At 65.5% G+C, this 13,804-nt stretch carries 10 protein-coding genes; 8 read left to right on the top strand and 2 right to left on the bottom strand.

All coding sequences use genetic code 11. The annotated features are described in order from the left end of the window. Positions 1-114 precede the first annotated feature (114 nt). From WJS89_RS04740 to WJS89_RS04720, 5 genes are read left to right on the top strand one after another with little or no spacing between them, the layout of a single operon-like run. Complete coding sequence (locus WJS89_RS04740; protein ID WP_346339768.1) at positions 115-1,068, top strand: ArsR/SmtB family transcription factor; 954 nt, start codon at positions 115-117, stop codon at positions 1,066-1,068. After that, the gene (gene metF, locus WJS89_RS04735) at positions 1,065-1,961 is read left to right on the top strand and encodes a methylenetetrahydrofolate reductase [NAD(P)H] (RefSeq protein WP_346339767.1); all 897 of its coding nucleotides are present in this window, start codon (positions 1,065-1,067) and stop codon (positions 1,959-1,961) included. The genes WJS89_RS04740 and metF overlap by 4 nt, the downstream gene beginning before the upstream one ends. Continuing rightward, positions 1,958-3,001, top strand: coding sequence for a homocysteine S-methyltransferase family protein (locus WJS89_RS04730; protein WP_346339766.1), 1,044 nt, complete (start codon positions 1,958-1,960; stop codon positions 2,999-3,001). Before metF ends, WJS89_RS04730 begins: the two co-directional genes overlap by 4 nt. Beyond that, positions 2,995-5,595: a methionine synthase gene (metH, locus tag WJS89_RS04725; protein ID WP_431993778.1), complete on the top strand. Its 2,601-nt coding sequence runs from the start codon at positions 2,995-2,997 to the stop codon at positions 5,593-5,595. The genes WJS89_RS04730 and metH overlap by 7 nt, the downstream gene beginning before the upstream one ends. A gap of 9 nt (positions 5,596-5,604) precedes the next feature. Beyond that, positions 5,605-7,584, top strand: coding sequence for a protein-disulfide reductase DsbD family protein (locus tag WJS89_RS04720; protein ID WP_346339764.1), 1,980 nt, complete (start codon positions 5,605-5,607; stop codon positions 7,582-7,584). On the opposite strand, the gene WJS89_RS04715 is transcribed toward WJS89_RS04720, so the two are convergent. After that, positions 7,581-9,233, bottom strand: a complete 1,653-nt coding sequence (locus tag WJS89_RS04715) for an amidohydrolase (RefSeq protein ID WP_346339763.1) — start codon at positions 9,231-9,233, stop codon at positions 7,581-7,583. The two genes, WJS89_RS04720 and WJS89_RS04715, sit on opposite strands and share 4 nt — an antisense overlap. A gap of 66 nt (positions 9,234-9,299) precedes the next feature. Here WJS89_RS04715 and WJS89_RS04710 point away from each other — a divergent pair, with 66 nt between their 5' ends. The 3 genes from WJS89_RS04710 (at position 9,300) to WJS89_RS04700 (ending at position 12,927) form a co-directional block, all read left to right on the top strand. Then, complete coding sequence (locus WJS89_RS04710; RefSeq protein WP_346339762.1) at positions 9,300-10,529, top strand: threonine ammonia-lyase; 1,230 nt, start codon at positions 9,300-9,302, stop codon at positions 10,527-10,529. A gap of 127 nt (positions 10,530-10,656) precedes the next feature. Further along, on the top strand, positions 10,657-11,442 hold the full coding sequence (locus tag WJS89_RS04705; protein WP_346339761.1) for an arginyltransferase: 786 nt from the start codon (positions 10,657-10,659) through the stop codon (positions 11,440-11,442). A gap of 66 nt (positions 11,443-11,508) precedes the next feature. After that, the gene (locus WJS89_RS04700) at positions 11,509-12,927 is read left to right on the top strand and encodes an HD-GYP domain-containing protein (protein ID WP_346339760.1); all 1,419 of its coding nucleotides are present in this window, start codon (positions 11,509-11,511) and stop codon (positions 12,925-12,927) included. 69 nt (positions 12,928-12,996) lie between these two features. On the opposite strand, the gene ctrA is transcribed toward WJS89_RS04700, so the two are convergent. Continuing rightward, on the bottom strand, positions 12,997-13,704 hold the full coding sequence (gene ctrA / locus WJS89_RS04695) for a response regulator transcription factor CtrA (RefSeq protein ID WP_346339759.1): 708 nt from the start codon (positions 13,702-13,704) through the stop codon (positions 12,997-12,999). Positions 13,705-13,804: the final 100 nt, after the last annotated feature.

Genomic DNA, 13,804 nt, shown 5'->3' with positions numbered 1-13,804 from the left:
ACTATTTTTACTAGTCCGCGAACCCCCATGCAACAGTCATGTGAAATGGCTCGCTGCTGCAGAAATAAAGGATATTCGTTGCATCACATAAAGATGTCGTTATGTCTTTATCTAATGGAACAGCCCCTCAACCTCCTGTCAGCCTTCCAGGCGCTCGGCGACGATACGCGCCTGCGGATCGTGCTGCTCGTGCGCGAGATGGAACTGACCGTGGGCGAGATCGCGCAGGCGCTCGGCCAGTCGCAGCCGCGTGTGTCGCGGCACCTCCGGATTCTCGACGAGGCATCGCTCGTGACGCGCCGTAAGGAAGGCGCCTGGACGTTCGTCGAACGTGCGGAAGCCGTCGACGGCTTCTATCCGATCATCGACGAGCGACTGGCGGGTGACCTGGCCCGCGCGACCGCGGCCGATGCCAAACGCCTGGAAGCGATCCGGATCGAGCGTGCCGAAAGCGCCAGTCGCTGGTTCTCGCAGCGTTCGGAGCGATGGGACTTTCTCCGAAAACTTCATGCGGACGAAGAAGAGGTCGAGGCGGCGATCGCCGAGGCGTTGGCGGGGCGACCGCTCGGCCGGCTGGTCGATGTCGGAACGGGAACGGGCCGCATGCTCGAACTCTTCGCGCCGGGCGCGGCGGAAGCGATCGGTATCGACCGCTCGCCCGATATGCTCAAGCTGGCGCGTGTGCGGCTCGACGTCGCCGGTGAAGCGGGGGCGAGCTTGCGGCAGGGCGACATGTTCGCGCTGCCTCTTGCCGACGCGGCGGCCGATACGGTGATCCTCCACCAGGTCCTGCACTATGCGCACCAGCCGCGCGCGGCGATCGACGAAGCGGCACGGATCCTCGCACCCGGCGGACGGCTCGTGATCGTCGATTTCGAGCGGCACGACCGGGAAGAGCTGCGCCGCGAACATGGGCATCAGCGCTTGGGTTTCTCGAGTGATGGCATCCGCTCGATGGTGAAGCTGGCGGGGCTGCGCTCGTCCAAACCGGTGCGGCTCGAGGGCGATCTCAATGTCATGATCTGGGTCGCCAACCGACCGCAGGGCAGGAGGGAATTGGCGGCATGACCGACACCACGGCCGACGCGCCCACACCCTTGTTCGAGCGCCCCAGCGGCGACGTCGACGTAAGCTTCGAATTTTTTCCGCCCAAGACGGACAAGATGCAGGCGCGGCTGTGGGACGCCGTCGAGCGGCTCGCCCCGCTGCATCCGCGCTTCGTGTCGGTCACCTATGGCGCGGGCGGGTCGACGCGCGAGCGGACGCATGAGACGGTCAAGCGGATCGTCGAGGAAACCGCGCTGACCCCTGCCGCACATCTGACATGCGTCGGCGCGAGTCGAGGCGAGGTCCAGGAGATCGCGCAGAACTATTGGGACGCCGGCGTGCGTCATATCGTCGCGCTTCGGGGCGACCCCAGCGAAGAAGGCGCGGCGTTCGAGCCGCATCCCGATGGCTATGCGCATGCGGCCGAATTGGTGGCGGGGCTCAAAGAGGTCGCGGACTTCGACATTTCGGTCGCCGCCTATCCCGAATGCCATCCCGAGGCGCTGAGCTTCGAGGCCGATCTCGATCACCTGCTCCGCAAGGTCGATGCGGGGGCAAATCGCGCAATCAGCCAGTTCTTCTTCGACCCCGCGCCCTTCTTCAAATTACGCGATGCGCTCGCGGCACGGGGGCGCGAGATCGAATTGGTGCCGGGCATCCTGCCGGTGTCGAATGTCGAGCAGACACGAAAGTTCGCAGGCCAATGCGGCGCGCAGATCCCGTCATGGATGGAAGAACGGTTCGAGGGGCTGGACGATACGCCGCAGGCCCGCGAGCTGGTGGCGGCGACCATCGCGGCGGAATTGTGCGGCCAGCTTTATGCGGGCGGCGTGCGGCACTTTCATTTCTACACGCTCAATCGGGCGGAGTTGAGCTTCGCCATCTGTCGCTTGCTAGGAGTGAAGCCGTCATGAGCAAGGCCGAGACATTAAAGGCGCTCGCCGCCCGGCGCGTGCTGGTGAAGGATGGTGCCTACGGCACCGCAATCCAGAAGCTGGGCCTCGGCGAGGCGCAGTTCCGCGGCAATGTCGCGCTGGAACGCGAGCAGCGCGGCAACAACGATCTGCTCAACCTTACGCAGCCCGAGGCCATCGAGGCGATCTGCGTCGCTTACGCCGAAGCGGGCGCACATGTCTTGGCCACCAACAGCTTCAACGCCAATGCGATCAGCCAGGCCGATTACGATGCGGCGCATCTGGTCGAGGACATCAATGTTGCCGGCGCAAAGATCGTGCGGGCGGTCGCGGATCGCTTTTCGACGCCAGAAGCGCCGCGCTTTGTCGCGGGCGCGGTGGGGCCGACCAACAAGACGTTGTCCCTGTCACCCGACGTGGCGGATCCGGGCTTTCGCGAAGTCGACTTCGACGAGGTCGTCGCGGTCTATGAAGGGCAGGTGCGTGCGCTCGCGAAGGGCGGCGTCGACTTCATTCTTGTCGAGACGGTGTTCGACACGTTGAATGCGAAGTCCGCGATCGTTGCGGTCAGGAATGTCGAACGCGAGTTGGGGCGTGAGCTTCCGATCATGTTGTCGATGACGCTGACGGACCTGTCGGGGCGCAATCTTTCGGGCCATACGGTCGAGGCCTTCTGGGCCACGGTGCGGCACGCCAATCCGCTCACCATCGGGTTGAACTGCAGTTTCGGTGCCGAGGCACTTCGACCGCACCTGAAGGCGCTCCACGCGCGCTCCGCAAGCCTCGTCATGGCCTATCCCAATGCGGGGCTCCCGAACGATCTCGGCGAATATGACGAGGGACCCGAGGAAACCGCGCGGCAGGTTGCCGACTGGCTGGACGAAGGGCTGGTCGATGTCGTCGGTGGGTGCTGCGGCACCACGCCCGCGCATATCGCGGCGATCGCGCACGCGTGCGAAGGCGCCGCACCCCGCGTGCGGGCGGCGCGCGAAACCGAGATGGTGCTGGCGGGGCTCGAACCGCTCGAGGTGGCATCGTGACGAGCGCAGCAACCCAGTTCATCAATATCGGGGAGCGAACCAACGTCACCGGCTCGGCGCGCTTCCGCAAGCTCATCCAGGCGGGCGACTATGACGCCGCGGTCGAGGTGGCGCGCGACCAGGTCGAGGCGGGCGCGCAGATCATCGACGTCAATATGGACGAGGCGCTCCTCGACGGCGTGGAAGCCATGACGACGTTCCTGAAACGCATCGCCGCCGAGCCCGATATCGCGCGGGTGCCGGTGATGGTCGACAGCTCCAAATGGGAGGTGATCGAGGCGGGGGTGAAATGCGTGTCGGGTAAGCCGATCGTCAACTCGATCAGCCTGAAGGAAGGCGAGGAGGCATTTCTCGCGCTGGCGGGGAAATGCCGCGATCTGGGCGCGGCGGTCGTCGTCATGGCGTTCGACGAAACGGGTCAGGCGGACACCAAAGAGCGCAAGGTCGAGATTTGCGCGCGGGCCTACGACCTTCTCCTCGCCAACGGCTTTCCGCCGCAGGATATCATCTTCGACCCCAATATCTTCGCGGTTGCGACCGGGATCGACGAACATCGCCGCTACGGGATCGACTTCATCGAGGCGACGCGCGAAATTCGCCAGCGCTGCCCGCATGCGCATATCTCGGGCGGGCTTTCGAACCTCAGCTTCTCCTTCCGCGGCAACGAGACCGTGCGGCGCGCGCTGCACTCGGTGTTTCTCTACCACGCGATTCCGGCGGGGCTGGGAATGGCGATCGTCAATGCGGGGCAGCTCGACGTCTATGACGAGATCGATCCTGAACTGCGGCAGGCGTGCGAGGATGTGCTGTTCGATTCCGACGAGGGCGCGACCGACCGGCTGATCGAGCTGGCGCAGCGTTATCAGGGGCAGGGCGCCAAGGCGCAGGCCAAGGACGACAGTTGGCGCGAGCGGTCGGTGGAGGAGCGGCTTTCCCACGCGCTCGTGAAGGGGCTCGATGCGTATATCGAGGAGGATGTCGAGGAAGCGCGGCAGGCCAAGGGTCGGGCGATCGAGGTCATCGAAGGACCGCTGATGGACGGGATGAACACCGTCGGCGACCTGTTCGGCTCGGGCAAGATGTTCCTGCCGCAAGTGGTGAAATCGGCGCGGGTGATGAAGAAGGCGGTGGCGCGGCTGCTGCCCTACATCGAGCGCGAGAATGTCGGCGGACATAATTCGACCAAGGGGCGGATCGTGCTCGCGACGGTGAAGGGCGACGTCCACGATATCGGCAAGAATATCGTCGGGGTCGTGCTGCAGTGCAACGGATACGAGGTCGTCGATCTGGGCGTGATGGTGAGCTGGGGCGACATTCTCGATGCGGCGCGGGCCAAGCGGGCGGACATGATCGGCCTGTCGGGGCTGATTACGCCGAGTCTCGATGAAATGGTGCACAATGCCAACGAGATGGAGCGCGAGGGACTGGCGATTCCGCTGCTCATCGGCGGCGCGACGACGAGCCGCGTACATACGGCACTGAAGATCGCGCCAGCCTATTCGGGGCCGGTCGTGCACGTCATCGACGCGAGCCGCGCGGTGGGGGTGGCGTCCAAGCTGATGGGGGCGGGGGCGCGCGACTATACCGACGCGATCGCTGCCGATTATGCCAAGGTGCGCGAGGGGCGTGCGGGTAAAGGCAAAGGAGCGATCCTATCGCTCGCCGAGGCGCGGGCGAATGCGCCTGTTTTCGATCCGTCGGGGGTGGCGCCGGCGCCTCTGAAGCCGGGGCGGCACGTTTTCGACGATTGGGATCTGGCGGATCTGCGCGAAACGTTCGACTGGACGCCCTTCTTCCGCAGTTGGGAATTGGCGGGGACCTTCCCGGCGATCCTTGAGGACGAAGTGGTAGGCGATACGGCGACGGAACTCTATGCCGAGGCGCAGGCGATGCTCGACCGGATCGTGGCGGAGAGATGGCTGACAGCGCGCGGTGTAGCGCAGGTCTGGCCCGCGCTGCGCGACGGTGACGATATTATCGTCGAGGCGAAGCGCGTGCCCTTCCTTCGCCAGCAGGTGAAGAAGCCGGGCGGTCGGCCGAACATGTGCCTTGCCGACTTCGTCGCTACCGAAAATGATCATCTCGGTGGGTTCGCGGTCGCTATCCATGGGGCCGACGAGCGGGCGAAGGCGTTCGAGGCGGCAGGGGACGATTTCTCCGCGATCCTCCTGAAGGCGCTGGCGGACCGTTTCGCCGAGGCGTTTGCCGAGCGGCTGCATCAGCATGTGCGGACCGACCTTTGGGGCTATGCGCCCGACGAGGGGCTGACCAACGAGCAGCTGATCGCCGAGCGCTATCGCGGCATCCGTCCCGCGCCGGGCTATCCGGCCTGTCCCGACCATGGGTTGAAGCCGCTCCTGTTCGACCTTCTGGGCGGCGAACCTGCCGGAATCACCCTGACCGAGAACAATGCCATGTGGCCCGCGAGCGCGGTGTCGGGCTTCTATTTCGCGCACGAGGATGCTGCGTATTTCGGCGTGGCGCGGGTCGGGCCCGACCAGCTTGCGGACTATGCCGAGCGGTCGGGGCTTGGCCTGGCTACCGCCAAAAAGCGGTTGTCGCCCAATCTCGACGAGGCGGCGGCGGCCAGCTAGGGCGGGGCCATGCTTGGCCGCTTCTTCCTCACCTTCCTCTTGTTGCTGGCGGCGCTCCCGGCGCAGGCACAGCAAAACCATATCCGCCCCACGTTGATCGCCGAACAGGGTGTCCCCGTCGGTGGCGGCGACGTCGAGCTCGCGATCGTGTTTCGCGCCGATCCGGGCTGGCATGGCTATTGGCTCAATCCGGGTGACGCGGGGCTGCCGCTTCAGATCGAGTGGGACCTACCGGAAGGGGCGGAGGTGGGCGAGTTGCGCTTTCCGACGCCGGTCGAGTTCGAGGCGGCCGGGCTGATCAACTATGTCTACAAGGGCGACCATGCGATCCTGACGAGGTTGAGCGTGCCGCCGCGCACGTCCGGCCAGGTACGGCTGGCGGCGGACCTGCGCTGGTTGGCGTGCACCGACAAGGTGTGCGTGCCCGAAAAAGGGCGCGTAGACATCGCAATCCCCGTCGGAGAGGGGACGGATCGTAGCCTCCAGTTCGACGCGCTGCGCCGTGATCTGCCGCGGCCGCTCGATGCCGACGCGACCTTCGCCTCGGCGGGAGAAACGCTGTCGATCGCGCTCCCCATCCCTGAAACGCTCGAGATCGGCGAGCCCTCGCTGTTCCTCGCCGACGATCGGATCATCGATTATGCCGCCGAACAGCGTTTCCGGCGCGACGGCGACCTGTTGATCGTCGATCTTGCGATGCGCGAAGGGGCCGAACCCTCGGCACTATCGGGCGTCTTGCGACTGGGCAGCGGGCAGGGCCTCGAATTCGACGCGGTGCCCGGGATCGTCCCGACGGGCGGCACGCCCGTGACGGGACAGGGCGGCGAGACCACGGTCTGGCTGGCGCTCGCGGGCGCGTTGCTCGGGGGGCTGCTCCTCAACCTCATGCCCTGCGTATTCCCGGTGCTGACGATGAAAGCCTTGCACCTCGCACGCACCGGCACGAGCGAGGCTCGGGCGAAGCGCGATGCGCTCGGCTACACGCTGGGTGCGGTTCTGGGAACGGCGGGGCTGGGGTTGGCGCTCATCCTCCTGCGCGAAGGCGGCAATGCGGTGGGCTGGGCCTTCCAGCTACAAGATCCGCGAACGATCTTTCTCCTGCTGATCCTCGCCGGGGCGATCACCTTCAATTTGCTGGGATTGTACGAACTGCCCGTCGTGGCGGGCGATGTCGAGACGCGCTCGTCGGTGGGGACGGGCGCACTGGCGGCGTTCGTCGCGACGCCCTGTGCGGGGCCGTTCCTCGGCACGGCGATCGGCACCGCGCTGGTCCTCCCCCCCGCTGCGGGCGTCGGGGTGTTCGCGATGTTGGGGCTTGGGCTTGCGCTGCCGTTCCTCGCGCTGGGCTTCATCCCCGCACTGCGCAATCGCCTGCCGCGCCCGGGGCACTGGATGGTGACGTTCAAGCGATGGCTCGCGCTGCCGATGGCGCTGACCGTCGCCGCCTGCCTGTGGCTCTTGTGGCGGCTCGCCGGCCCAGTCGGGCTGATGGGCGGCATCTTCGCGCTCGGGATCATGGCAGCGCTGCTCGCCTTCTTCGCGCGGCGCGTCGGGATGCTGAAGACCGCGCTGGCCGGGATCGGGGCGATCGCGCTGCTGGGGGTCGTGGTGCTGCCCTCGCGGCCCATCGACCGCGAGACGAGCGTACCGGGCACGACCGTCTGGAGCCCCGAGCGCGTCGCGGCGGCTCGTGGGGCGGGACGGCCCGTGTTCGTCTATTTCACTGCCGACTGGTGCCTCACCTGCAAGGCCAACGAAAGCGTCGCCATCGCCCGCGACAGCGTGCAGGAGGCTTTTGGCGAGGCAGACGTAGCGGTCTTGGTCGCCGACTGGACCGACGGCGACGACGAGATCACCCGCTTTCTCGAGGAACGCGGTCGCGCGGCGGTGCCGCTCTATCTCTGGTATGCGCCGGGCGAGGAAGCGGAGGAACTGCCGCAGCTCCTCACGCCCTCGATGCTGACCGAGCGGGCCGCGGCGGCGTCCTAGTCGCCGGCGCTGAAGACCCGTTCGCCGCCGACGTAGGTGGCGAGCACTTCGGTTTCCGAGATGTCGCTGGGATCGACTTCGGAAATATCGCGGTCAACGATGATGAAGTCGGCATATTGGCCGGGCTCCAGCGCGCCGAACTGCTCCTCCGCGAACCCCGCGTAAGAGGCACCGTGGGTGAAGGCGGCGAGTGCCTGGCCGAGCGTGATCGCTTCCTCCATCCGCCAGCCGCCGACGGGCTGACCGCTGGCGTCGGTGCGCGTCACCGAGACTTCGAGCCCCGCGAAGGGGTTGGGATGCTCGACCGGGAAGTCGGAGCCGAAGGCCAGCAGCGCGCCGCTGTCGAGCAGGCTCTTCCACGCATAAGCGCCGTCGAGGCGATCCATGCCGAGGCGCTTTTCGGCCATCGCCCAGTCGCTCGTCTGGTGGACCGGCTGCATGGAGGCGATGACGGACAGTTCCGACAGACGAGGCAAATCGACGGGATCGACGATCTGCACATGTTCGATGCGATGCCGTGCCGCGGCGCCGCCCGCGAGACCCTCGAAGATATCGAGGACACCGTCGTTTGCGGCATCGCCGATGGCGTGAATGGCGAGCTGAAAGCCGGCCTGCGCACCCATCGCGGCCTGTTCGCCCAACTCGTCCATCGGAGTGACAGGGAGCCCGAGCGTATCGGGCTTGTCTTCGTAGGGCTCCTTGAGCAGCGCGCCGCGCGATCCGAGCGCGCCGTCAGAATAGAGCTTGATGCCGCCCATTCTGAGCTTGCCCTCGTAGAGCCAAGGCGTCGGGCCGGTACCCGCGATCGTCATCGCCGGTTCGAGCGCCGCGGAATAGCTCATGATGCGCATCTTCAGCCGTCCCGCGTCGCCGGCGCGACGCATGGCATGCCAACCGTCTATCGAGGTACCCATGTCGGCGACGGCGGTGAGGCCTTCAGACAGCGCGAATTTCTGCGCGGCGGCCAGCGCGCGATCGGCATCGGCCGCATTGCCGCGCGGCAGTCCGGCGTAGAGCAGTTCCTCGGCGGTATCGACGAACACGCCTGCGGGGCGCCCGTCGGCCAGTCGTTCGATTGCACCACCCTCGGGGTCCTGCGTGTCGGCACTGATCTTGGCACGGGAGATGGCGGCGGTATTGGCGACGACCGCATGACCGTCGACGCGGCCGAGAATCACGGGGCGGTCGGCCACGACGCGGTCGAGATCGGCGGCGGTGGGGAAGCGGACCTCGTCGAATAATTCCTGGTTCCAGCCGCGCCCGATGATGACGGGCAGGTCGGGGTTGGCCTCGGCATAGGCCGCGAGGCGCTGCTGGAGGTCGGCGATCGAGGAGGTGCCGGTGAGGTCGAGCGTCAGTGTCGCTTCGCCCAATCCCATGACGTGTCCGTGCGCGTCGATCAGGCCGGGGAGCACGTGTGCTCCGGCCATGTCCACGACTTCGTATCCGCCACGCGGTAGCGACTGGCCTTCGACCATGCGCGACACGATGCGGCCCTCGGCGCTGACGACGAGGCCGGTAAAGCGTGAGAGTTTGCCGTCTTTATCAGCATGAAGACCATCCATGTTGGTATAGACGGTCTGCGCGTCGGCGGGCGTGGCGGCGAGGGCGAAGGCCGCGGTCGCGGCAAGGAGCAGGGGCTTGATCATGTGCGTCTTGATAGCATTGTCTCTGCCAAGCGGAAGGGCTAGGCGCTCGTCCCCAAGGAGAGAGAGATGACGGTCACGATCGACGACGTGCGCGCCGCCCACGAGCGGATCGCGGGGCAGGTGCTCGACACCAAGATGGCTAAGAGCGTGACGCTCGGCGAGATTATCGGCGCCGAGGTGTGGCTGAAGTTCGAGAACTATCAGTTCACCGCCGCCTACAAGGAGCGCGGGGCGCTCAACAAATTGTGCCAGCTGACCGACGAGGAGAGGAAGCGCGGCGTCATCGCGGCGAGCGCGGGCAATCATGCGCAGGCGGTGGCCTATCATGGCGCACGGCTCGGGATTCCGGTCACCATCGTGATGCCGACGCCGACACCCACCATCAAGGTCGAGCAGACCGAGGGGCATGGCGCCAACGTGGTGCTCGAAGGTCGTGTGTTCGACGACGCCTTCGCCCACGCGACGGCCTTGGCGGAAGAGAAAGGCTATGTCTTCGTCCACCCGTTCGACGATCCCGACATCATCGCGGGGCAGGGGACGGTCGGCATCGAGATGCTGAGCGTCGCGCCCGACCTGGATTGTCTCGTCGTGCCGATCGGCGGCGGCGGGCTGATGAGCGGCATCGCGATCGCGGCACGCGCGCACAATCCCAACATCGAGCTTATCGGGGTGGAAGCCGAGATGTTTCCCGCGATGAAATGCATCGTCGAGGGCACCGAAGCTGTCACGGGCGGCGCGACGCTCGCCGAGGGCATCGCGGTCAAGCAGCCGGGGCAGATCACCCGCGCCATCATCGCCGAGCATGTCGATCGGATCGAACTCGTCAGCGAGGCGGCGATCGAACATGCGGTGGCGCTGCTGGTCGGAATCGAGAAGAGCGTCGTCGAGGGCGCGGGCGCGGCAGGGCTGGCGCACATGCTCGAAAAACCCGAACGGTTCAAAGGCAAGAAGGTCGGGACCGTCCTGTGCGGCGGCAATATCGATCCGCATCTCCTGTCCAATGTGCTGGTGCGCGAACTGGTGCGTGCGGGGCGGATCGCGCGGCTGAAGATTGCGGCGGAAGACCGGCCGGGTGCGCTGGCGCAGATTACCGCCAAGTTCCACGAATGCGGCGTCAACATCATCGAGACCAACCATCACCGCGTCTTCAATGCGCTGCCCGCCAAGGACACGCTCATCGAGGTGGAATGCGAAGCGCGCGATGCGGCTGCGATCGAACGGCTGATCGACCGGCTCGTCGAATGCGGCTTCGGCGTCGAGCGCGCCGACCGACTCAGCGCAGCGGAGGGGCATTAACTCTCATCCGTCCCAGCACGGCACAAAATGACTCAGAACACGGCACTTGGGCCGATGCTAAAGTGTTGCGTTTCCGTTAACGTCGACCGACATTGCATCGCGTAGTTCGACCGAGGAGACCGTCAGGGTGAGCGCCCCATTTCGCTTCCCGAAATTTTTCGTCACCAATCCGGCGCCCTGCCCCTATCTGCCGGGCCGGATCGAGCGGAAGGTCTTTACCGAGCTCACCGGTCGCAATGCGTCCGAACTCAACGAAGCGCTCGGCAAGATCGGCTTTCGCCGATCGCAGAGCGTTGCCTATCGGCCCAGCTGCACCGATTGCGATGCCTGCGTGTCGGTGCGGATCCGCGCCGGTGAATTCGCGCCGAGCAAATCGCAGAAGCGGTTGATGAAGGCGAATGGCGATCTCGTCGTCACCGCGCAGCGCCCTTGGGCGACCGAAGAGCAATATGATCTGCTGCGGCAATATCTGGCCGCGCGCCATCCGGGCGGGGGCATGGCCGAGATGGACGAAACCGATTATGCCGACATGGTCGAGCAGTCGCCGGTCGATACCTACGTGATGGAATATCGCGAGCCGACGGCGGACGGCAGCGCCGGCAAACTGGTCGGCGCGTGCCTCGCGGATCGCCAGAGCGACGGCTTGAGCATGATCTACAGCTTCTTCGATACCGGACCCGAAGCCCGCAAGGGGTTGGGGACGAGCATCATCCTCGACCATATCCAGCGGGCGCGCATGGACGGGCTGCCGTTCGTCTATCTCGGCTACTGGATCGAGGGGTCGGACCGCATGAACTACAAGGCGCGCTTTAAGCCCATGGAGCGGCTCGGTCGCGACGGCTGGCGTCCGATGGAAGAGCCTGCGGCAAGCCGTGCGCTGACCGACCGGCCCGCGCCCGTCCGTCCGCGTTAAGACCGCTTAACCCTCTTCGTACACATCGACTTACGATCTGCTCCGCTATTTCTTCGCGCACCACGCGTGGGAGAGACGGGCATTTATTTCCAATCCGACATCGACCGGGGCACAGGCGACCCGCAGCCGCTCGGCACGGGTCGGCTCGACACCAAGGCACCCGGCATGACACGCGCGGGCCTTCTCGGCGGCTTGTCCTACGCGCTCGACATGACCGAAGGGCAGCCGGCCGGACACAGTATCCGCGCGACCTATATCGCGATGCGGCTGGCGGGGCGGCTGGGGCTGACGCGTACGGAAATGGGGCACGTCTATTATGCGACGCTGCTGAAGGATCTTGGCTGCTCGAGCAACGCCGCACGGATCGCCGAGCTCTACGCGACCGACGACCGCGACTTCAAACAGGCGTGGAAAACCGTCCCCGTCGGGCTGCCCGCGACCTTGCGGTTCGTCTTTTCGCAAACGGGGCGCGGGGCCAAGCTCTCGACGAAAATCGCTCGGATCGCGAATATCCTCAAGAATGGCGACGGCATCGCGCAGGAGATGATCGAGGCACGATGCACGCGTGGCGCCGACATTGCGCGCCGGTTGCGATTCGACGAGCCGGTCGCGCGCGCCATCTATCACCTCGACGAGCATTTCGACGGATCGGGGCGGCCCGACGGCTTGGCGGGCGAGGCGATTCCCGTCGCCTCGCGGATCGCGCTGCTCGCGCAGGTCGCGGACGTGTTTCACCGTCATGGCGGCCGCGATGCCGCCGAGACCGAGATTGCCATGCGCGCCGGGAGCTGGCTCGATCCCAAGCTGACCCGGCAGTTCGCGCGCATCGCCGGGGAACACGGCTTCTGGTGCGGGTTGGAAAGTCCCGTCGTGGACGCGGTCGTCGCGGGGCTTGCGCCTGAAGACGAAGTGATCGCGGTCGATGACGACCTGCTCGACGATGTCGCCGCGGCCTTCGGTGCGGTGGTCGATGCCAAGAGCCCCTACACCGGCGGGCATTCGGGACGGGTCGCGGAATATGCGGGATCGATGGCGCGCGCGCTTGGAATGGATGATGGCCGTCAACGGTGGCTGCACCGGGCGGCGCTGCTGCACGATATCGGCAAATTGGGCGTGTCGAGCCGGGTGCTCGAGAAGCCCGGCAAGCTCGAAGACAGCGAATGGGTCGAGATGCGTGAACATGCCGGGCACACGCAGGCCATCCTTGCGCGCGTGGGATGCTTTGCCGACATGGCGGGCGTGGCGTCGGCCCATCACGAGAAGCTCGATGGCACCGGCTATCCGCTCGGACTGTGCGGACATGAAATCCGCCAGGAGACGCGGATCATCACGCTCTGTGATTTCTACGACGCGCTGACCGCGGATCGTCCCTATCGCGCCGCCATGCCGCAGGAAAAGGCGCTCCAGATCATCGAAAGCGAAATCGGCAAGGCGGTCGACGGGCGTGCGTTCGAGGCGCTCCGGCAGACGCTCGCGGCGGCCTAACCGCGCACGAAAAAGGCGGCGCCGTCTCCCGTCGGCACCGCCTTCCTTCCCGCTCGTCGCGTTTGATGCTTACGCGGCTTCGGTCTCGCCGCTCGTTTCTTCTTCCTGGTCGCGTAGCACATAGCCGCGGCCCCAGACGGTCTCGATGTAATTCTCGCCGCCACACGCGAGGCTGAGCTTCTTGCGCAGCTTACAGATGAAGACGTCGATGATCTTGAGTTCCGGCTCGTCCATTCCCCCGTAGAGGTGGTTGAGGAACATTTCCTTGGTGAGGGTCGTGCCCTTGCGGAGGCTCAGAAGCTCGAGCATCGCATATTCCTTGCCGGTGAGGTGGACGCGGTTGCCGTCCACTTCGACCGTCTTGGCGTCGAGGTTCACTGCCAGCTTGCCGGTGCGGATGACCGACTGGCTGTGACCCTTCGAACGGCGGACGATGGCGTGGATGCGCGCCACCAGCTCGTCGCGGTGGAAGGGCTTGGTGACGTAATCGTCGGCGCCGAAGCCCAGTGCACGGACCTTGGAATCCATTTCGCCGATGCCCGAGAGGATCAGGACCGGCGTCTGCACCTTGGCGGTGCGGAGTTTCTTGAGGACGTCATAGCCGTGCATGTCGGGCAGGTTGAGGTCCAGAAGGATGATATCGTAGTCGTAGAGCTTGCCGAGATCCAGGCCTTCCTCGCCAAGATCGGTGACATAGGTGTTGAAGCCTTCGGTCGACAGCATCATCTCGATGCTCTTGGCGATCGTCGCTTCGTCTTCGATCAAAAGAACTCGCATATCTCTTCCCCCGTTTAGTCCGACGTTCACTGGGCGATGTCTTTACGAAACTTACTGGCCCTTAACGTCGTCTAAGCGTCCATTAACCATTCCGTATCTG

Origin of the sequence: Sphingomicrobium aquimarinum, from assembly GCF_039655735.1 — a bacterium.
Classification (GTDB): Bacteria; Pseudomonadota; Alphaproteobacteria; order Sphingomonadales; family Sphingomonadaceae; genus Sphingomicrobium; species Sphingomicrobium aquimarinum.
This window is presented reverse-complemented; position numbering and strand designations above follow the sequence as displayed.

What these genes read in the sequence shown, in the direction of transcription:
- WJS89_RS04740 (WP_346339768.1), top strand. Translation starts at nt 115, where the DNA reads ATGGAACAGCCCCTCAACCTCCTGTCAGCCTTCCAGGCGCTCGGCGAC.
- metF (WP_346339767.1), top strand. Translation starts at nt 1,065, where the DNA reads ATGACCGACACCACGGCCGACGCGCCCACACCCTTGTTCGAGCGCCCC.
- WJS89_RS04730 (WP_346339766.1), top strand. Translation starts at nt 1,958, where the DNA reads ATGAGCAAGGCCGAGACATTAAAGGCGCTCGCCGCCCGGCGCGTGCTG.
- WJS89_RS04720 (WP_346339764.1), top strand. Translation starts at nt 5,605, where the DNA reads ATGCTTGGCCGCTTCTTCCTCACCTTCCTCTTGTTGCTGGCGGCGCTC.
- WJS89_RS04715 (WP_346339763.1), bottom strand. Translation starts at nt 9,233, where the DNA reads ATGATCAAGCCCCTGCTCCTTGCCGCGACCGCGGCCTTCGCCCTCGCC.
- WJS89_RS04710 (WP_346339762.1), top strand. Translation starts at nt 9,300, where the DNA reads ATGACGGTCACGATCGACGACGTGCGCGCCGCCCACGAGCGGATCGCG.
- ctrA (WP_346339759.1), bottom strand. Translation starts at nt 13,704, where the DNA reads ATGCGAGTTCTTTTGATCGAAGACGAAGCGACGATCGCCAAGAGCATC.